We start from the raw sequence: 18,609 nt of genomic DNA, 5'->3' as shown, positions 1-18,609 counted from the left end.
GAAGGGTACCACCAATCAGCAGTTGGCCACCTCTCGCCATTCATCCATGAGTGTCGCACTTATTATCTGAATTCCCGCAGTATATCGCGGCATCACTGAAGATCGTGACTCCAGCATGATTGGAGTGATGCAGTACAACACACGTTAATGTAGGTATAAACGAATGAAAGCTAACAAAATTCTGGTTGCTATGGGTGTTGGTTCCATGCTGCTGTGCGGCACCGCTTTTGCTGCTGGCAACACCGGTTCAGGTAAAGTCACCTTCAACGGTGAAATCATCAACGCTCCTTGCTCCGTTGCTCCTGAGTCTGTTGACCAGGTAGTTGAAATGGGTCAGATCAGCACCAAAGAGCTGGCCAACGGTGGCGAGTCCAACTCCAAGCCGTTCAGCATCAAGCTGCTGAACTGTGAAATCTCCGATACTGAAGATGCCGTCAAGGTCACCTTCAGCGGTGCCAAAGACCCGGTAGATTCCAGCCTGCTGGTTATTGGTGGTGGTGACGCCGCTGGTGCCGGTATCAAGATGACCGCCCCTGGCACTGGCGCTGCTATCGTGCTGGGTGAACCGACAGCCGCCTTCGGTCTGGTCAACGGTGACAACGAGCTGCCCTTCAGCGCCGTGCTGAAAGGTTATGCAAGCCAAGACACCTACCCGCTGAAAGCTGGCGCTTTCACCGCAGTGACCAACTTTACTCTCTCCTACGAGTAATCGACTGCCTTAACGTGTGACCAGGGTTGTGGTGGCTGATGCCACCACAACTTCACACCTTCTGTCTCCTCACATCGAACCTTGATCATGAAAACTTCAATGATGGCAGCCATGGTGCTGCAGCTGGTGATGATGGCGGGATCAGTCCACGCCAACGAGATTTCGGATGGGCTGGCCGAGTCGGGCTGTACCCTGGACGTGCAGCGCAGCATTCCTTTGCAGGCCAGGCAACCGGGCACGTTGAAAATCAGCGGCTGTCAGGTTGAAGGAGCAGCAGAGGCATCACTGCCTTTTATTTCCATGTCCGTGCGCGGTGCCATGAGTGATGAGCTTGGCATTCTCAACAACGGCCAATATCACAAGGTATCCGGCGAGAGATTTATTATTTCGGATATCGTCAACAGTGATCTGGAATTCAATTTGGGTCTGACCAGCAGTCAACTGTTTTTTCCTAACAGTACGACGCTGTTTGAACTCAATTATATGTAAGCAAGCCAATTGCTTAGTGTAGATACCTCATTACGTGAGACCGTTATGCAATTCCTAGAGTAAATATATGAGCGTTTCAACATCAGACTCTGTGAGAAAAAAACATTATTCCAAAATGGCTTTTATGCTGTGCGTGCCCGGCCTGATGGCGGTGGCGAATCATGCATGGGCAGAGACGGAGTTTAATATTGATGCGCTCGATCTGGACGAACGGACCAAGATCGACCTCTCCCAGTTTGCCGACGAAGGCTACATCCTGCCCGGCGACTACTACCTCGAGATCGAGGTCAACAAGAACAAGCTGCCCCTGCAGAAAATCCCCTTCTACGAGACCGACACCGGCAAGGGGAAGGGCGGGGTGGCCTGCCTGCCGCAAGAGGTGATCCCCAAGCTGGCGCTGACCGACGAGGCCATCGCCAAGATCGACAGCTGGCACGACGGTCAGTGTGCCAACCTGCTGGCGCTGGACGGCGTGGTGATCGCCAACGATATCGGCAACGGCCTGCTGCACATCGCCGTGCCCCAGGCGTGGATGAAGTACAGCGATCCCAACTGGATTCCGCCCGAGCAGTGGGATGAAGGGATCCCGGGGATGATGCTGGACTACAACATCAACGCCCAGATCAACGAGGGCGATGGCTACTCCAACCGTAACATCAGCAGCTACGGCACCCTGGGGTTCAACTACGGTGCCTGGCGCCTGCGCGGCGACTATCAGACCAATGCCTACTGGGGCGACAACGATCGGACCACTTCCGAGCTGAACCGCATCTACGCCTATCGTCCGCTGCCGAACATGGCCGCCAAGCTGACGGTGGGTGAGCAGCAGCTCAACTCCCAGCTGATCGACGGTTTTCGCTATACCGGCGTCAACCTGGCCAATGACGAGCGCATGTTGCCGCCGAGCCTGCAGGGCTATGCGCCGGAAGTGAGCGGCATCGCCAAGACCAATGCCAAGGTGACCGTCTCCCAGTCCGGTCGCATCCTCTATGAGACCAACGTACCGGCCGGTCCGTTTCGCATCCAGGGGCTGGACAGCTCGGTGCGCGGCCGTCTCGATGTGCGGGTGGAAGAGCAGGATGGCAGCGTCAACTCGTTCCAGGTCGACACGGCAACTGTGCCCTATCTGACCCGTCCCGGTTATGTCAGATACAACCTGGCGGTCGGCGCCCCTTCCGAACAGACGGACTCGGTGCACGACGTGCACGGCCCTGCCTTCGTCACCGGTGATTTCTCCTGGGGGGTGGCAAACTCCTGGTCGCTCTATGGCGGCAGTCTGGTTGCGGGTGAATACAACTCCATGGGGCTGGGTATCGGTCGTGATCTCTATGCCTTCGGTGCCATTTCCGCCGACCTGACCCAATCCATTTCCAAGCTGCCCGGCTTGTCGACCAAGATTGGCCAGTCGGTGCGGGTGAACTACGCCAAGCAGTTCGATGAATACAACAGCTCGATCACCTTCGCCGGCTATCGCTTCTCCCAGCATGACTTCATGACCATGTCGCAGTTCCTCAATAACAAGGATCGGCTGGAGAAGAACGAGAACACCTCGAGCGATGACTACAACAACTGGGGTGACAAGGAGCTTTACACCATCACCGCCAACAAGACCTTCTGGGCGGATGATGCGGCCAAGGCGCTGACCGTCTACCTGGACTACACCCACAGAACCTATTGGGAACATGACGCCGAGGATCGCTACGGCCTCACCATCAACAAGAACGTGAATATCGGCAGCTTCAAGGATGTCTCCGTCTATGTGTCGGCCTACAAGACCAAGACCGAGAACTACGAGGATGACAAGAGCGTCATGCTGACCCTGAGCATGCCGATCGGAGACCGAAAGAGCGCGGGATACAGCGTGCAGTCCTCCAACGGCAAGGTGACCCACCTGGCCACCTATCAGGACTACAGCCGGCCGGATGACACCTATCAGCTGGGGGCGGGCGTGCAGAGCAATGGTCACGCCGTGGCGCGGGGTTACTACAACCACAACAGCGACATCGGGGCGGTCAGCCTCAATGCCTACAGCGTGCAGAGCGAGTACACCTCGGTCGGTGCCAGCCTGCGCGGCGGCCTGACGGCGACCGAGCACGGGGCGGCTCTGCATCAGGCGACCCGTCGTGGCGGCACCCGCATGATGGTGGATACCGACAAGACCTCCGGCGTCTCCTTCAACAACGGCCGCGCCGTGACCAACCGCTTTGGCGTCGCGGTGATCAGCGACATGACCGACTATCGCAAGAGCGACACCCGGGTGGACGTGGATCAGCTGAGCGACGACATCGATGCGATGAACGCCATCAAGCAGGGGACCCTGACCGAGGGGGCAATTGGGTATAATGCCTTCGAAATCGCCGAAGGGTTCAAGCTGCTGGCCAACGTCAAGCTGTCCGATGGCTCAGTGCCGCCGTTTGGTGCCACCGTCGTCAGGGATTCCGGCCGTGTGCTCTCGGTGGTGGATGAAGATGGCCTGGTCTATCTGACCGGGGTGAAACCGAATGAAGCGTTTGAACTCTCCTGGGGCGGCGCCCGCCAGTGCAAGATAGTGGCACCGCAACAAGTAACCGATCTGTCGATGAAGACTCTCACTTGCAAGTAATGGGATACCGATGAAAAAGCTGCTCTCTTATACCTGTCTGGCCGTGCTGGGCATGACCTCGCTCAACGTCAGCGCTGCCATCGTGCTGGACCGTACTCGCGCCGTCTATCCGGGTGGTGCCAAGTCCATCAGCCTCAACATCAAGAACGAGAACCAGAAGCTGCCCTATCTGGCGCAGTCCTGGATTGAAGATGCCCAGGGGCAGAAGATCTCTTCACCCTTCGTGGTGCTGCCGCCGGTACAGCGGGTGGATGCCAACCAGAAGTCCATCGTGCGCATCGCCAGCGTGCCGGCCATCGACAGCCTGCCCAAGGATCGCGAGTCGATCTACTACTTCAACCTGCGCGAGATCCCGCCCAAGAGCGAGAAGAGCAACGTGATGCAGATTGCCGTGCAGTCCAAGATCAAGCTGTTCTACCGCCCCGAGGCCATTTTGCCCGAGCGCGGCGCCATCTGGCAGGATCAGGTGCTGATCACCAAGCAGGGCAAGGCCCTGCAGGTGAACAACCCCACCCCTTACTACATCACCTACGTGGGCCTCGGCCATCCGCAGGGCAAGGGGAGAACCGCCATCAAGGGCTTCTCCGCCTTTATGGTGGCACCCAAGTCCGAGCAGACGGTCAACATCCCGGAAACGCTGGGCAATGAATTTGTGATCAGCTACGTCAATGACTACGGCGGATATATGGATATCAAATACCAGTGCACAGGCAATGCCTGTAAAGCCGTGAAGAGCGAGTAAGGCCTATGCTACGTTCCATCTTCTGTTCAAGCCTTATGCTGTTTGCAGGAACGGCATTGGCAAATGGTTATGTGACGCCCAACCCAACCCATGATTACTATATATCGTTGGATAAGGCTGATATTCAAAACAAACCTGGTTTTACTACCAAGGCGTTTGAGTGGAACTTGGGGGGGCAATATTCGGGTATCGTTACCTGCCCGGATAGAAGCATTCCACAATCTCCAGTGTACTATAAGGCGACCATGACGGATGGCTTGCCTCAAGCAGGTGATGGTTTTGTAAAACTAAATGACTTTCTGGATATGAAGGTCGAAATTTGGATAGCTGGTTGGAAGAAAAAGTTTGTTACGGCCCCATTTCCGAATGAAAGTAATGATTACCCAAATTACTCTTGTACTAAGGGAAAAGAGACAAGAATAAATAATTTCGAAAGTGGTAGCCGTGGGCGAGTAACCTTCCGTGTAAGAAAACAAATAATTAATGGTGTACAAATATCGGATCGTCAAGTCGTAGAGATGTATGGTCGCCTAGGGTCTACCACTACAGATTTCAATAATTTGCCAATGTCTCGAATTACGATTACATCTGCAATTTTATATGTACCAGAAGAATGCGTAATTAACGGTGGGCAGACTATTGAAGTAGAATTTGGTGATTTGCCAGGATCTGGATTGGATGGGAATAATTTTGAAAAGACGGTCCCTCTGACATTTCAATGTCGTGGTGGTGTTTTTGAAGGGGATGCCTTGAAGATCAATCTTGGTATTTCTGGAAAACCAACCTCTTTCAACCAAGACTATCTGCGGACAACTCGGGATGGCTATCAAGGTGGAAATGTCATTTCCGATTTGGGCATAAAGTTCAAGCAGCTGGATGGTTCTCAGCTGAATTTGAATACATTTTATCCGGTTTCCATGCAAGGAAACATTGGTGACTGGGGCTTTATTGCCGCGCCGATAACACCGGTAGGTGCTGATATTCCTGCGGGTGACTTCTACGCCACCGCAACCATAGTTGCCGAATTTCAGTGAGGAGTTGTCATATGTTGCGGACATTGTGGATAGGCCTGGCGCTGTGCCCGCTGTTGGCGGTAACGGCGGCTCCCCGTGCCGGCGATGACTTGGAGTTGCTTGGCAACACGGTCCACCTCCATGGCCGGATCATCGATCAGCCGTGCGAGATTGCTCCCGAATCCATCGAGCAGGAGGTCGAGATGGGGGTGGTCGACGTGAAGGAGCTCTATGCCAACGGGGCCGGGGTCCAAGTGCCTTTCTCCATCCGGCTGACCAACTGCAAGCCGGGGATCTTTCGCATGGCCAAGGTGACCTTTACCGGCTCGCAGGATCCCCAGCTCAGCGGCGGGCTGGCGTTTACCGCCGGGATGGCCAAGGGCGCCGGGATCCGCCTCTATGACGTGACCCAGTCACCACTGGATCTGGGCACCCCCTCCCGCGGTTATCTGCTGGGCGGTGCGGCGGACAATGAGCTGCAGTTCTTTGCCCGGGTGGAAGCGCATCCGGACGCGCTGGCTGCCAAGACCATCCAGCCCGGGGATTATTCCGCCGTGGCCAACTTTATCGTTGCCTATGAATAAGGTCAGAAGTCATTGCGCTGAATGACCTTTGAATTACCCAGACTGGGCCAGTTGATAACGCCACCCAGATAACTGGAGAGGTAAATGCCCCCCGGCAACTGCACAAACTGTGCTTTCTGTTTAGGGGGGGTCAAGGCGGCCACCAGGGTTGCTACCATGCCGTTATTGGTCAGTGCCTTTTGATCGATGTAATTGACGATGGTATTTTTTACCTCTACCGAAATATCGCCATCATCCCGCTCCAGATCCCCGACGGAATCCAGATTGAATAGCGTCTGACCCTGGCTGTCGGTAGCTATAATGGTTGCCACGACTATTTCACGGCTCAGTGTAACAATGAACTTGTTCTTTCTGGTCAGCTCAACCCAGTTGTCCGGCGCCTGGCAATTGCTGTGATATCGAACTGTGGTGTCGGTATTGTTGTAATAGTTATGGGAAACATTCTTTCCCTGCTGAGCCATGGTGGAAATAACGCATTGCACCTCTTCGGCAAGCGGATGACCATTGCGCAATAAAAAGACATTTTCTGACAGCTGGCGACTGTTGTTGTCGATGGAAAAATAGCTGATGGCTTCTTTTCCGACCAGCAGGGATACCTGTTCATCATCCTTGCGCGAAATTTTCTGGACCAACGGTGAGAGCGCATCGATCTTTACCTTCAATGCTTGCTCGGTATCACTGGTCATATAAAGAGAAACATGGCCAAGATTGATGGTGCGCAGCGTATTGGCCGTGGCATAGTGATATATGCTGATGACCAGCGCGGTCAGCGATACCAGCAAGAGTGCAACCAGCAAAATACGCTGCGGGCTGAAATAGCGATCATATTTACGGCGGGTATATTGCCGTCTGACCTGGGGCACATTGGCGGTTGCGACCGTCTGAATTTCTTCATTCGGCACTGCCTCCTCGGTCTCTCCGGCCACTTCAATGGGGGCGCAGAAGATATATCCCACCCGCGGGATAGTATCGATCGCATCCATCAAACCGAATGATTCCAGCTTTCGTCTCAACGAGAGGATCTGCCGGTTCAGGTTGGTGTCGGTATTGTCCTGGTTCGGCCACAAGGCATCCTGCAGCTTGCTTCTGGCAATGACAGTACCTGCCTCATCACACAGCATCTCGAGCAGCTCGGCTTCCTTGTTGCTGAGCTTGATGTCCTTGTCTCCTTTCGAGAGTCGGAATATTGCAGCGGAGAAAAAGATATCCTCTGCAATTTTATAATTTTTGTTACTCATGTGTGACTCGTCTTACTGCCAAGGAGAGCATTTTACCACCATGCAGTCTTTGTTCAAATAATGGGAAATTAGCAATATCTTTAACTATCAACTAGTTACCTTTGCGTTTAAATGCATGGCGGGGAATATGGTACTACAGGCGGCTCGTTCAGTTCAAAAAACACACAAAAAGAGGGTCGTGTATGTAATCGTTCTCACTTCCCCCTGCCTGTGAGGGGTATTTTGACGCCGCCAGCATTTTCTTTCGAATAAAGTGTGTATTTGGATGGCTCCACCATGTCTGAAATTGTCGCATGGCTGATCACTGTTCCTGCAGCATGCGTTGATATTGCCTGCGCTGCGGCTTGAGTTGCCCCCCGAGATCGGGCCAGGGATGCCATTGGTCCGGCACCATGAAGCCGGGCAGGGTCTGCCGGATCCAGGTCGCCAGCTCGGCATAAGGCCGCGGCTCGCCATGCCAGTCGATGAAGGCGGCGGGCCTCTGCCCCCACTCGTCGCTCGGCACCGGCACCACCAGCGCCTGTGCAACTGCGGGGTGATCCACCAGCCGCTGCTCTATGGTCTCGGGCTGAATGTTCTCGCCCCCCGAGATGAAGAGGTTGTCGAGCCGCCCCTCCACCACCAGTTCGCCATCCGCGTTGAAATGCCCCTTGTCGCGGGTGTGGAACCAGCCGTCCTCGTCGAGCGGCCGCGCCAGCCCCCCTTCCTTGAAGTAGCCCGCAAACAGCGTCTCGCCGCGCACGCAGATCTCCCCCTGGCGGATGCAGACCTCCCGCCCCGGCAGCGCCTTGCCCACCACGCCAGCGGCGGCCGGCCGGCCGGTGCAGACCTGGCTGCCCATCTCGGAGAGGCCATAGCTCACCTTGGGCACCAGCCCCATGGCGGTGAGCCTGTGCACCAGCGGCTGGGGGATGGCGGCGCCCCCGAGCAGCAGCTCGCGCAGCCGGGTTCGAGCGGGATCGAAGCCCTGCGCCAGCAGTCGCCAGAGCTGGGTCGGTACCAGGGATAGATGGGTGATGGGTTGTTGTTCGAGCCGCTCCCTGAGCGGGCGGGCGCGATCGTCCAGCACCAGGGCTGCGCCCGCCAGAAAGACCCGGAACAGAATGGCGTAACCGCCGACATGAAACAGCGGCAGGGAGAGCAGCCAGCCACAACGCTCATCGAGCGGGATCTGGCTGGTGGAGCCTCGCGCCGAGGCCAGGTGGTTGGCCAGCCGGTGCACCACGGCCTTGGGCGTGCCGCTGGAACCCGAGGTGAGGATCATGTTGTTGAGCCGGGCAGGATCCAGCATGCAGTCGCCTTCGTCCGCCACCAGCTCACGAGTGAAGTCGAGCCGTAGCGGTTGCCAGCTGCCGGCCGGGATCTCGCTCGCCGACCAGCAGGCCCTGACGTCGAGCAGGGTCGCGAGCTCCGTTTGCCGGGTCAGCGGAAAGGCGGGGTTGAGCGGGCAGAAGACGATGGCGCTGCGCACGCAGGCCCAGGTCAGCAGCACATCTTCCAGCGCACCGCGTACCACGGCGGCGAGGCGATCTCCCGGTTGCAGGCCGGCCATGGCCAGCTGCTGGCACAGGCTGTTGAGCCTGGCGTCCAGTTGCCGGTAGGTGAGCGGGACGGTGGCGTGAATGGCGATGCGAGCGGGAGCGGATCGCGCCCAGTGACGCACCGGGCAGGGTTCGGGATGGGAGTGATGGTCAGACAAGGGTGGCATGCAGGCCCCTTCAATCGTGGTGAAACAGGGGCTCCAGCAGGCTTGGATCGGGTTTGCCGGCGGCGTCCAGCAGATCGGCGGCCAGCCAGCGCCGGGTATCCAGGCCGGGGGCCTGTTCCGGTGCCCATTCGCCGGCCAGATGGAACAGCTGGTTCAGACCGACGCCGGATTCGAAACAGGAAGAGACGATCACCTTGAGGCGCAGCTCGTGGGCCCGGGTCACCAGTGCCTCGCAGTGGGCCAGCGAACCGAGCAGGGTCGGCTTGAGCACCAGGGCGCGCAGCTGGGGAATGGGTTCCCACGGCTTGCCCTGGGCCAGCAGCTCGTCGATGGCCACCGGCATGCCGGTGCGATTGGCCACGAAGGCGATGTCGGCAAAGTCGGCGCAGGGGTCTTCCAGATATTCGATCCGGTTCGGGTCCAGATGACCGCAGAAGGCCCAGGCCTCCTCGCGGGTCCAGCCCTGGTTGGCGTCCAGCACCAGCTTGAGGGTGGGAATGCGGTCGCACAGCAGGCGGATCAGCGCCAGCTCGTCGCGCATGGGGTAACGGGCCACCTTCAGCTTGGCCTTGTTCGGGGTCTTGTGAAGCCAGTTCTTCCAGTTCTTCAGCAGCTCCTGGGGGGAGCCCTGAATAAGGGGATAGGGTTCGGGCAGCGGGGCTGTCTGGGCTGGCCAGCAGCGGCGGGCACAGTCCAGCCCGAATTGCACCGAAGGGAGCTGCGGGGCTATCTCCTGCCCCGCAGCCAGCCGCTCCAGACTGGCGATGGCTTCGGCTTGCGCCTCGGCCATGCTCTCGCGGGAGAAGCCGGGCAGGGGGGCTATCTCCCCCCAGCCGTCGTCAACGCGGACCAGCAGGCCCTCTCGCGCCACCTCCACCTTGCCGTGAAAGGTCAGGGGCTGGGTAAAAGGCAGTTGGTAGCGATAGAGAGCGAGTGTCATCAGGGATTCCGCTTGTATTTGGAGAAGTCGGGACGGCGTTTCTCGTTGAACGCGTTGCGCCCTTCCTGACCCTCTTCGGTCATGTAGAACAGCATGGTGGCATTCCCCGCCAGCTCCTGCAAGCCGGCCTGGCCGTCGCAGTCGGCGTTGAGGGCGGCCTTCAGGCAGCGCAGCGCCATCGGGCTGTTCTGCAGCATCTCGCGGCACCAGCGCACGGTTTCACGCTCCAGCTCTGCCAGCGGCACGACGGTATTGACCAGCCCCATGTCGAGGGCTTGCTTGGCATCGTACATGCGGCAGAGGAACCAGATTTCGCGGGCCTTCTTCTGGCCGACGATGCGCGCCATGTAGGAGGCACCCCAGCCGCCGTCGAAGGAGCCCACTTTCGGGCCGGTCTGGCCAAACTGGGCGTTGTCGGCGGCGATGGTCAGATCGCACATCATGTGCAGCACGTGGCCGCCACCGACCGCATAGCCGGCCACCATGGCAACGACCGGTTTCGGGCAGGTGCGGATGTCGCGCTGGAAGTCGAGCACGTTGAGGTGATGGGTGCCCTCGTCATCGCGATAGCCACCGTAGTCGCCACGGATCTTCTGGTCACCGCCGGCGCAGAAGGCTTTTTCACCGAAGCCGGTCAGGATGATGGTGCCGACCTGATCGTCGTAGCGGGCATCGGCCAGCGCCTGCAGCATCTCTTTGACGGTGCGGGGGCGGAAGGCGTTGCGCACCTGGGGGCGGTTGATGGTGATCTTGGCAATGCCATCGCCGGACTTGTGATAGAGGATGTCCTCGTAACCGGCGGAGCAATCACGCCACTCGACGGGGGCATAGAGTTCCGCTTCAGTCATTGCTTCAATCATGACGCTTCTCTTCTTGTTGTTGGTTGACCCACTCCGCGAGGAGCCGGGCAAAGGCCTCAGGCTGGTGGGCATGCAGGTTGTGGCCGCCATCCAGCTCCAAGTGGTTGATTTTGCTCTGCTGACTCGCCATGAGGCAAGCCAGCTGATGGAATTTGTGATCCCGCCTGCCGCTCACCCAGGTGACCGGCAGCGTGCCTTGCGCCAGCCAGGGGGCCAGGTTCGGCTGCTTGCCAAGGGAGGTGGCACGCAGCATGGCGGCCACGGCCTTGCCGTCGTTGCCAAGGCGGCGGGCTATCTGGCGGGCGCGGGAATGATCGTCCAGATCGGCGAACACCCCTTGCCGATACCAGTCCGCCAGCACGCTCGCCAGGGGCTCCTGCTCGAAGCGCCGGGCCCAGCTTTCGTCGTGGGTCAGGCGCGCAGCGCGCTCTTCGGCGGGCAGGCCGGGGTGGCAGTTTTCCAGCAGCAGGGCCTGCAGCCCCACCGGCGTCTGGCTGGCGTGATAGAGGGCGAGCCGCCCCCCCAGCGAATAGCCCACCAGTTGGTAGCGACCGATGCCGCGCGCGGCCAGCTCGTCGCACAGCCAGCGATGGGCCTGGTCAAAACCGCTCACCCGCACAGCCTGGTTGCTGCCGTGACCCGGCAGATCCAGCGCCAGGCTGGGGAGGTCGGCCAGGGCTGCCTGTACGGGTTGCCAGTCTTGGGCATCGCCGAGCAGGCCGTGCAGCAGCACCAGCGTCGGCTGGTCGGCACTAGCTGCCACGGATCGCGCTTCCCAGTGCCTTCAGATCCTCGGCGACTTCGCTGCTGGGGACCTTGATTTCAATCAGCGTTACCCCCTTTTCCAGTGCGGCGGCGTAGTCCCGCTCAAAGTCGGCGAGGGTGGCCGGCGCCCGGTAGTGGAGGCCAAACATGGCGGCGGCGTGCTCGAAGTGCAGGCCGTGGGGCAGGCAGTAGTAGGTCTCCAGCAGTGCGTCCTGGGTCGGCACCGGCAACATGCGAAAGATGCTGCCGCCATCGTTGTTGAGCAGGATCACCACCAGCGGCCGGCTCGCCTTGCCGAGCAGCGCCAGGCTGTTGAGATCGTGCAGGGCGCTGAGATCCCCGAGCAGCAGGGTGGTGGGCTCGTCGCTGCCTGGCTCGATCGATTGCGCGAAGCCGTAGGCGGTGGCGATGAGACCGTCGATGCCGGAGGCGCCGCGGTTGGTCATCACCCGGCTGGGGCCCTTGCCCGCCTCGCCGAGCATGTCCATCAGCCGGGCCGGCATGCTGTTGCCGACAAACAGCTGACCCTTGATCAGCTGATTCAGACGGTGGCACACCCCGAGCTCGGAGAAACGCTCGCAGGCGCTGCGCACCTGCTGGCTGACGGACTGCTGGCGCTCCGCCAACCGGTGCCAGGGCAGGTGCGAATGCGCCACCGGATGGGCGGCGGCAAAGGCGCCGGGTTCGCACAGCAGGCGGCGGCGCAGCCGGTAGTCCGGGTCGAGCCGGGCTGGCTGCGGGTCGATGAGCCAGTATGCCTGCCAGGGCTGCTGCTTGATGAACTGGCCGAGTCGCTTGGAGATGAGGCGGGCGCCAAATTGCAGCAGCACCTCGGCCCGGGCCAGCTCGGCCACGAAGCCGCTGTGTTGCAGGGCGAGATCTGCGTGCACCAGATTGCGGCCATCGAAGCGCAGCTGACTCTGCAGGTCTGCCAGCAGTGGCCAGCCGAGCCGCTCGGCCAGCGCGGCGACTGCCTTGGCCTGGGCGGGATCCTGAATGCGGCCGGCGACGATGAGGCCGCGCTTACCCTGCAGCTCGTCCCAGTCGGGCTGACACGGGCAGGGGGCCTGCGCCAGTTGCCAGGGGCTCCAGGGCTCGGACGAGCGGAGCCAGTCACCGAGGGGGGCCAGATAGGCGGAGAAGTCCAGATAGGCGTCGCCCGGATAGAGGGGCTCCGGGTACATGCAGTTGAAGTGCACCGGCCCCGGTGTGCGTGCCTGCTGGGCCAGCGCCTGATCCACCGAGCTCAGCACGAAGGCGGCCGGGATGGTGGCGGTGGGGCTCGGCAGGTTCTGCTGATAGACGGGGTAGCGGCCGAAGATCCCCTGCTGATCGATGGCCTGATTTGCCCCGTTGTCGATGAGCTCGGGCGGCCGGTCGGCCGAGAGAATGATGAGCGGCACGCCGGTGAGCTGGGCCTCGGCCACCGCCGGCCAGAGGTTGGCCACCGCGGTGCCCGAGGTCATGATCACCGCCACCGGGCGCCCACTGCCCTTGGCCAGCCCCAGCGCCATGAAGCCGAGGCCGCGCTCGTCAAAGTGCAGATGGCGGCGAAAGCCGGGGTGGGCGGCGGCCGCCATGGTGAGCGGCGCCGAGCGCGAGCCGGAGGCCAGTGCGATGTCGCGCACGCCGAGGCGAAAGAGTTCCTCCAGCAAGAGGGAAGACCAGACGTGGTTGAAGGTGGCATGGTGACTGGCGAACGCTTGGCTGGCAGACATGAGGCTCTCGTGGTGAGGAGTCGATGAGAAACGCTATCCCAGCAGGGAGAGCACATTGGCGATCTTGTTGTCGAGTTCGGCCCACTCGGCGGCAGGCTCGGAACCCGCGACGATACCGGCGCCGGCAAACAGGGTGATGGCCTGCGCCGTGATGCGGGCGCTGCGGATGGCGACCGAGAACTCGGAGGTCTCCCGGCTCAGCATGCCGCAGGCGCCGGCATACCAGCCGCGATCATAGGGCTCGCGTTCGCGGATGAAGGCCAGCGCCGCCTCGCGCGGAGCGCCACCCACCGCCGGGGTGGGGTGCAGCGCCTCCAGCAGTTGCCAGTCGCAGACGCCGGGCTTGAGTTCGGCCTCGATGTCGCACTTGAGGTGCTGCAGCAGCCGCAGTTTGAGAATGCGCGGCTCGGTCAGGGTGGCATCCGTGGTGAGCGGCGCCAGCCGGCTGAGGATATCGGCGTGCACCAGCCGGTTTTCCAGCCGGTTCTTGCTGTCGGCCAGCAGCTCGGCGGCCAGCGCCGCGTCGGTCGCCTCGTCGCCGGAGCGGCGGATGGTGCCCGCCAGCGCCTCGGTGAAGAGGTGCTGCTGTTCACGACGGTAGAGTCGCTCGGGGGAGCAGGCGATGAAGCTCTGCTCGGGGGAAAACTGGAAGCCGAAGTGAAAGCAGTCCTGACCGTGCTGTGCCCAACTGGCCAGCAGCGACCAAGGGGCGACGGCCTGCGGCTCGGTGGCATTCGTCGCACCCTCATGGGTGAGCCGGCTCTGGCGCGACAGCACCACCTTGGGGGTGTGGGCCTGGAAGTCGGGGGCGGTCACCTGCTCGACCAGCGTCTGCCACTGGGGCTGGCTCGGGCAATCTTCCCGCTGCCACGGGTGGCGGGCCAGCGGGGGCAGGGGCGACTCCGGCTGGAGGGCGTCGAGGGCGGCGGCGGCGGCCTGCAGTTCGGCCTCGAAGGCGTCGCCACCGGTCTGCTCCGGCAGCCAGAGGTTGAGGCAGAGGGTGATGCACTCGCCACGGTGCACCAGCTCGATGCGGGGCAGCACGAAACGGCAGGGGCCGAACCCCTGCCAGCCGGGCTGGGTCGGGTCGAATGCCAGTCCGCCATAGTAGCGGGGGCTGTCATCATGGGGCTGGCTGGTGTGCTCGCAGACCTGGCGGATCGCCCTGGGCTCGGTCAGCTCGCGCAGGCAGCCCAGTGCCACGTATTCGGGTTTGTCCTGTCCTCTGGCATGCCAATAGATGCGGGGATAGAGAGTCTGCGCCGCCAGCCAGCCCAGAAAGGAGCGAACCTCGATCGCGACGCGCAGTCGCACGAAGCCGCTGGCATTGCCATGACGCAGGGCGTCCAGTTGTTGCTTGATATGGGTCTGAGCCAACATGGATTTCGTCTATGAGCCGATAGTGACGGTCCATCCTGCAGAAGGATGCCGTTGGTTTATGCCAAAGGAGCGATTATTCCTATATATTATCTGCCCATTCGTCCATGTAAATCGCCCGGGGAGCCAACTCCCGAGGGGCCAAGTATACCGAAATCCGGTTCGATAACCCTTAACACGATCAATATCTGATTGTTTGGCCATCACAATATGACAAATACCTTATCTATTTGGTTGCTGGCGGCGCGTTTGCGAACGTTGCCGCTGGCGTGCTCCTCCATTTTGCTGGGATCCGGGCTGGCGGCCAGCCGCGGCGCCTTCGACGGCACCATCATGGCGCTCTCCCTGCTGACCGCCATTTTGCTGCAGATCCTCTCCAATCTGGCCAATGACTATGGGGATGCGGTATCCGGGGCGGACAATGGCGAGCGGATCGGCCCCCAGCGCGCCGTGGTCTCCGGCCTCATCACCCGCAAGCAGATGTGCGTGGCCATGGCGCTGACCGCGCTGGCCGCCGTGGTCAGCGGCCTCGCCCTGCTGGGCTGCGCCTTCGGCGATCAGTGGTTGCAGATCCTCACCTTCGTGCTGCTGGGCGGTGCCGCCATCGTGGCCGCCGTCACCTACACGGTGGGCAAGACCCCCTACGGCTATCGCGGCTTCGGCGACATCTCGGTGTTCCTCTTCTTCGGTCTGCTGGGGGTACTCGGCTCCTACTACCTGTTCACCAAGACCCTGCAGTGGGATCTGCTGCTGCCGGCCACCGCCTGCGGCCTGCTGGCGACCGCCGTGCTCAACATCAACAATGTGCGCGACATCGAGACCGACGCCGCCAGCGGCAAGATCACCCTAGCGGTGCGGCTCGGCCGCAACCGGGCCATCGCCTATCACTGGGTGCTGCTGGGAGCGGCGCTGCTGGCGACCATCGCCTTCATCCTGACCCAGCCTGCCAGCTTCTGGCCCTGGATCTTCCTGCCTGCCATGAAGCCGCTCACCGATGCCGCCAGAACCCTGCGCCAGAGCTTCGACGGTGAGGTGCTGACCGGTTCGCTCAAGAAGACCGCCATCAGCGCCTTCCTCTACAGCCTGCTGCTCTCCATCGGGCTGGCGCTATCCTGACGACCTTGTCTGGCAATGAAGAAAGGCTCCCGCAGGGGAGCCTTTTTGCTGGTTGGGGTATGCTGTCCGGCCATTCACTCATCGGCCAGGAGGGCCGCCATGCGCGACTCGCTCAAGCAGAAAATCATCCAGGTGTGCCAGCAGAAGATTGCCCAGAAGGGGGAGACGGTCGGCGTCTCCTTCTATGCGTTTTTTGCCAACCGCAATGACGACCCCGAGCTGCTGATGGAGGCGGCGACCTGGTGGATCCAGACCCAGCGCCTCGATCACTTCGAGAAGGCGAGGAAGATCCTCCAGCTGGTGGAGCAGGAGTAAAGACGGGTTGAAAACCAGCGGGCTCCCATTCGGGAGCCCGCTTGTTGGTGCGTCAGGTTGAGGTAACGCTAGCTGGCCCGTGCCAGCTTGGGAGCCCGACGGCGGGCGAAGAGCAGGCTGTCCAGCAGCCAGATCACCAGCATGGAGCCGCCCACCAGCGGGAAGCAGATGCCGAGCAGGATCAGCAGGGCAAGGGCGCCGCGTATGGGGGGCAGGGTGGTCGGCAGCGGCGGGGCGGCGAGGCGGCCCTGCGGACGACGGCTCCACCAGATCCAGAGCCCGCTCACCGAGCTCAGCAGCACCAGCAGGCAGATGAGCAGCATGGCGAGCTGATGCGGCCAGCCGTAGAGTTTGCCCATGTGCAGCATGACGCCGGTTTCCACCGTCTTGGCGACCGGGCCGTAGTCTTGCCAGCGCACGTCGGCCAATACCTTGCCACTGTATTGATCGATGTGCAGGGTGGCGTCGTTGCGCGGATCATCGGCAAAGATGGCGATGGTGTAGACACCGCTCGCCCCGGCCGGCGGCGTGATGCTGTAGCCCGGCGTGACCCGGCGTGCGGTGGCGATCTCCACCACCTGCTGCAGCGGGATGCGGTGCTCCGCCATCACCATGCCGTCATGCTCGCCACCGTGTCCCATGGCGCTGTGGTCGTGGGCCTTGGGCTCGGCCGAGCTGGGGATGGGGGTGTTTTCCACCGCCCAGGGCACGGTCTGCTGGTGGGCATGGTTGAGGCTGCGGGCCAGGGGCGCCGACTTGGGCACCTCGTTCCACATGGCGGCCGGGAAGCGGTTCCAGACGGCGGCAAACTGATCGCCCCAGAAACCGGTCCAGGTCATGCCGCTCAAGAGCAGCAGCAGCAGGAAACCGGCACCCCAGAAGCCGACCACGGCGTGCAGGTCACGCCACCAGAGCCGCCCACGCTGGCTCCAGCGCGGCCACAGGATGCCGCCAACCCCTGGCCCCTTGCGTGGCCACCAGAGATAGAGCCCGCTCAGGAGCAGCACTATGCCCCAGCCGGCGGCCAGCTCGATCAGCCTATCTCCGGTGGTGCCGAGCAGCAGATCGGCGTGCAGGGAGCGCGCCACCGCCTGCAGATTCCACTTGTTGTCCATGGTGCCGAGCAGGGCGCCGCTGGCGGGATCGAGGAACAGGGTCAGCTCGCTGCCCCCCTGGCGGACGATGAACTGGGCGCTGGCCTCCGGGCCTGTGGGGGGCAGGTATTTGCTCAGGCTGGCGTCCGGCATGGCCGCCATCGCCTTTACCAGCAGCTGGTCGGCGCTGAGCGGTTGGCTGACGGAGGCGACCTTCATCAGCTCGGGATACATGAGGTTGTCGAGCTGGGGCTTGAACAGATAGACGATCCCGGTCAGCGAGAGCAGGATCAGGAAGGGGGCGACGAAGAGACCCGCATAGAAGTGCCAGCGCCAGATGCGCTGATAGTGGTTCGCGTCCCGATTTTTCATCTCTGTTCCTTGCGCCTTGGGTTAACGTTTCAGTTGGTGGAATGTTGGTGGCGGCGCGGATGATAACAGCAACGTTTTATTAACTGCAACAGAACATGAGGGCTGTCCGTGGAGGTAGCCGAGTGCATGCCGAACCGGTTTGCCGCCGGTCAGAAGGTGGCGCAAACCCCTCTAGGCGAACCTTGTCAAAATGGACTTTTGGCAGAGAGATCATTACCTTGTTGCAACATAAGAGAGTGCTTGCACGGCGAAGAATCCAGGGAAGGAGGCAGACGTGAAGTTGCGACCCCACGGCCATTTCGAGATGCAGCGACAGGGCCAGGTGCTGATCTGCCGGCCGAGCGGCCCCTTCAATCTGGCGGGGGCCATGGCCTATGAGGCGCAGTTCAGCCAGCAGATCGCCAGCCTGAGTGCCGGGCCCTGGGGCATAGTCGAGGTGGCGACCGAATTCGAGGCGGCAGGGCCCGAGGTGCTTGCCCGTTTTCGCCGTCAGTTCGAATGGTGCGCCAACAACGGCTGCGCCTTTCTGGCGGTGGTGCTGGCGGGCAGTTTCAAGCAGTATCTGGCGGATCAGGTGTTCAGCGGCTTGCCGTTTCAGGGGATCCGTTACTTCGAGCAGACCGACGAGGCGCTGCACTGGCTGGAGCAGCAACTGGCCGGGCTCAATCCAGTCTGATAAACCACTTGTCCCGCTCGTCGATACAGTCCGGCTCACCCATCTCGAATTCACGGCAGATCAGGGGGCGCACCTCATGGATGCGGCACATCATCGCGGTGAGTGCGATCGAGGGGCGGCTCAATCCAGCCTGATAAACCACTTGTCCCGCTCGTCGATACAGTCCGGCTCACCCATTTCAAACTCACGGCAGATCAGGGGGCGCACCTCGTAGATGCGGCACATCATGGTGTTGCGATCGAGGGGCGGCTCAATCGAGCTTGATAAACCACTTGTCCCGTTCGTCGATAC

General features: G+C 61.1%; 17 protein-coding genes and 1 pseudogene. 9 read left to right on the top strand and 9 right to left on the bottom strand.

Annotated elements, in window-relative coordinates:
- Positions 1-163: 163 nt before the first annotated feature.
- The 6 genes from PG897_RS11775 (at position 164) to PG897_RS11750 (ending at position 6,139) form a co-directional block, all read left to right on the top strand.
- Positions 164-709, top strand: coding sequence for a fimbrial protein (locus PG897_RS11775; RefSeq protein ID WP_139431249.1), 546 nt, complete (start codon positions 164-166; stop codon positions 707-709).
- 99 nt (positions 710-808) lie between these two features.
- Positions 809-1,198: a hypothetical protein gene (locus tag PG897_RS11770; protein ID WP_043169438.1), complete on the top strand. Its 390-nt coding sequence runs from the start codon at positions 809-811 to the stop codon at positions 1,196-1,198.
- A gap of 67 nt (positions 1,199-1,265) precedes the next feature.
- Complete coding sequence (locus PG897_RS11765; RefSeq protein WP_201882465.1) at positions 1,266-3,800, top strand: fimbria/pilus outer membrane usher protein; 2,535 nt, start codon at positions 1,266-1,268, stop codon at positions 3,798-3,800.
- A gap of 10 nt (positions 3,801-3,810) precedes the next feature.
- Positions 3,811-4,542: a fimbrial biogenesis chaperone gene (locus PG897_RS11760; RefSeq protein WP_201882467.1), complete on the top strand. Its 732-nt coding sequence runs from the start codon at positions 3,811-3,813 to the stop codon at positions 4,540-4,542.
- Positions 4,543-4,547: 5 nt separating this feature from the next.
- Positions 4,548-5,576: a fimbrial protein gene (locus PG897_RS11755; RefSeq protein WP_005308359.1), complete on the top strand. Its 1,029-nt coding sequence runs from the start codon at positions 4,548-4,550 to the stop codon at positions 5,574-5,576.
- A gap of 11 nt (positions 5,577-5,587) precedes the next feature.
- Positions 5,588-6,139 carry a fimbrial protein gene (locus PG897_RS11750; RefSeq protein ID WP_017783618.1) on the top strand — a complete coding sequence of 184 codons (552 nt, stop codon included), beginning with the start codon at positions 5,588-5,590 and terminating at the stop codon, positions 6,137-6,139.
- 2 nt (positions 6,140-6,141) lie between these two features.
- Here PG897_RS11750 and PG897_RS11745 read toward each other — a convergent pair whose 3' ends face one another.
- The 7 genes from PG897_RS11745 to PG897_RS11715 form a co-directional block, all read right to left on the bottom strand.
- Positions 6,142-7,377 (bottom strand): winged helix-turn-helix domain-containing protein, encoded by a 1,236-nt coding sequence (locus PG897_RS11745; RefSeq protein WP_005308366.1) that lies wholly within the window; start codon positions 7,375-7,377, stop codon positions 6,142-6,144.
- Positions 7,378-7,678: 301 nt separating this feature from the next.
- On the bottom strand, positions 7,679-9,085 hold the full coding sequence (gene menE, locus PG897_RS11740) for an o-succinylbenzoate--CoA ligase (RefSeq protein ID WP_201885220.1): 1,407 nt from the start codon (positions 9,083-9,085) through the stop codon (positions 7,679-7,681).
- A 10-nt stretch (positions 9,086-9,095) separates the two neighbouring features.
- The gene (gene menC, locus PG897_RS11735; RefSeq protein ID WP_201882599.1) at positions 9,096-10,025 is read right to left on the bottom strand and encodes an o-succinylbenzoate synthase; all 930 of its coding nucleotides are present in this window, start codon (positions 10,023-10,025) and stop codon (positions 9,096-9,098) included.
- Positions 10,025-10,885 (bottom strand): 1,4-dihydroxy-2-naphthoyl-CoA synthase, encoded by an 861-nt coding sequence (menB, locus tag PG897_RS11730; RefSeq protein ID WP_005308376.1) that lies wholly within the window; start codon positions 10,883-10,885, stop codon positions 10,025-10,027. Before menB ends, menC begins: the two co-directional genes overlap by 1 nt.
- The gene (gene menH / locus PG897_RS11725; RefSeq protein ID WP_201882597.1) at positions 10,878-11,648 is read right to left on the bottom strand and encodes a 2-succinyl-6-hydroxy-2,4-cyclohexadiene-1-carboxylate synthase; all 771 of its coding nucleotides are present in this window, start codon (positions 11,646-11,648) and stop codon (positions 10,878-10,880) included. The genes menB and menH overlap by 8 nt, the downstream gene beginning before the upstream one ends.
- Positions 11,638-13,368, bottom strand: a complete 1,731-nt coding sequence (gene menD / locus PG897_RS11720) for a 2-succinyl-5-enolpyruvyl-6-hydroxy-3-cyclohexene-1-carboxylic-acid synthase (protein ID WP_201885219.1) — start codon at positions 13,366-13,368, stop codon at positions 11,638-11,640. Before menD ends, menH begins: the two co-directional genes overlap by 11 nt.
- A gap of 33 nt (positions 13,369-13,401) precedes the next feature.
- Positions 13,402-14,748, bottom strand: a complete 1,347-nt coding sequence (locus PG897_RS11715) for an isochorismate synthase (RefSeq protein WP_201882594.1) — start codon at positions 14,746-14,748, stop codon at positions 13,402-13,404.
- Between the two features lie 207 nt (positions 14,749-14,955).
- Between PG897_RS11715 and PG897_RS11710 the strand changes: the two genes are divergently transcribed.
- On the top strand, positions 14,956-15,861 hold the full coding sequence (locus tag PG897_RS11710; protein WP_005308387.1) for a 1,4-dihydroxy-2-naphthoate polyprenyltransferase: 906 nt from the start codon (positions 14,956-14,958) through the stop codon (positions 15,859-15,861).
- Positions 15,862-15,960: 99 nt separating this feature from the next.
- Positions 15,961-16,176, top strand: a complete 216-nt coding sequence (locus tag PG897_RS11705) for a DUF6500 family protein (RefSeq protein WP_010635255.1) — start codon at positions 15,961-15,963, stop codon at positions 16,174-16,176.
- 68 nt (positions 16,177-16,244) lie between these two features.
- Here PG897_RS11705 and PG897_RS11700 read toward each other — a convergent pair whose 3' ends face one another.
- Positions 16,245-17,642 carry a PepSY-associated TM helix domain-containing protein gene (locus PG897_RS11700; RefSeq protein WP_270829027.1) on the bottom strand — a complete coding sequence of 466 codons (1,398 nt, stop codon included), beginning with the start codon at positions 17,640-17,642 and terminating at the stop codon, positions 16,245-16,247.
- Between the two features lie 274 nt (positions 17,643-17,916).
- Here PG897_RS11700 and PG897_RS11695 point away from each other — a divergent pair, with 274 nt between their 5' ends.
- Positions 17,917-18,318 carry a hypothetical protein gene (locus PG897_RS11695; protein WP_043169424.1) on the top strand — a complete coding sequence of 134 codons (402 nt, stop codon included), beginning with the start codon at positions 17,917-17,919 and terminating at the stop codon, positions 18,316-18,318.
- 120 nt (positions 18,319-18,438) lie between these two features.
- On the opposite strand, the pseudogene PG897_RS11690 reads toward PG897_RS11695, so the two are convergent.
- Positions 18,439-18,561, bottom strand: a pseudogene (locus PG897_RS11690) (YkgJ family cysteine cluster protein); the annotation flags it as partial.
- Positions 18,562-18,609: the final 48 nt, after the last annotated feature.

The organism is Aeromonas sp. QDB20, from assembly GCF_027707805.1.
GTDB lineage: Bacteria > Pseudomonadota > Gammaproteobacteria > Enterobacterales > Aeromonadaceae > Aeromonas > Aeromonas dhakensis.
Note: the sequence above shows the minus strand (reverse complement) of the source record. Positions and strands in the feature narration are given on the sequence as shown.

What these genes read in the sequence shown, in the direction of transcription:
- PG897_RS11710 (WP_005308387.1), top strand. Translation starts at nt 14,956, where the DNA reads ATGACAAATACCTTATCTATTTGGTTGCTGGCGGCGCGTTTGCGAACG.
- PG897_RS11765 (WP_201882465.1), top strand. Translation starts at nt 1,266, where the DNA reads ATGAGCGTTTCAACATCAGACTCTGTGAGAAAAAAACATTATTCCAAA.
- menE (WP_201885220.1), bottom strand. Translation starts at nt 9,085, where the DNA reads ATGCCACCCTTGTCTGACCATCACTCCCATCCCGAACCCTGCCCGGTG.
- PG897_RS11775 (WP_139431249.1), top strand. Translation starts at nt 164, where the DNA reads ATGAAAGCTAACAAAATTCTGGTTGCTATGGGTGTTGGTTCCATGCTG.
- PG897_RS11705 (WP_010635255.1), top strand. Translation starts at nt 15,961, where the DNA reads ATGCGCGACTCGCTCAAGCAGAAAATCATCCAGGTGTGCCAGCAGAAG.
- PG897_RS11750 (WP_017783618.1), top strand. Translation starts at nt 5,588, where the DNA reads ATGTTGCGGACATTGTGGATAGGCCTGGCGCTGTGCCCGCTGTTGGCG.
- menD (WP_201885219.1), bottom strand. Translation starts at nt 13,368, where the DNA reads ATGTCTGCCAGCCAAGCGTTCGCCAGTCACCATGCCACCTTCAACCAC.
- PG897_RS11745 (WP_005308366.1), bottom strand. Translation starts at nt 7,377, where the DNA reads ATGAGTAACAAAAATTATAAAATTGCAGAGGATATCTTTTTCTCCGCT.
- menB (WP_005308376.1), bottom strand. Translation starts at nt 10,885, where the DNA reads ATGATTGAAGCAATGACTGAAGCGGAACTCTATGCCCCCGTCGAGTGG.
- PG897_RS11760 (WP_201882467.1), top strand. Translation starts at nt 3,811, where the DNA reads ATGAAAAAGCTGCTCTCTTATACCTGTCTGGCCGTGCTGGGCATGACC.
- menC (WP_201882599.1), bottom strand. Translation starts at nt 10,025, where the DNA reads ATGACACTCGCTCTCTATCGCTACCAACTGCCTTTTACCCAGCCCCTG.
- PG897_RS11700 (WP_270829027.1), bottom strand. Translation starts at nt 17,642, where the DNA reads ATGAAAAATCGGGACGCGAACCACTATCAGCGCATCTGGCGCTGGCAC.
- PG897_RS11715 (WP_201882594.1), bottom strand. Translation starts at nt 14,748, where the DNA reads ATGTTGGCTCAGACCCATATCAAGCAACAACTGGACGCCCTGCGTCAT.
- PG897_RS11755 (WP_005308359.1), top strand. Translation starts at nt 4,548, where the DNA reads ATGCTACGTTCCATCTTCTGTTCAAGCCTTATGCTGTTTGCAGGAACG.
- PG897_RS11770 (WP_043169438.1), top strand. Translation starts at nt 809, where the DNA reads ATGATGGCAGCCATGGTGCTGCAGCTGGTGATGATGGCGGGATCAGTC.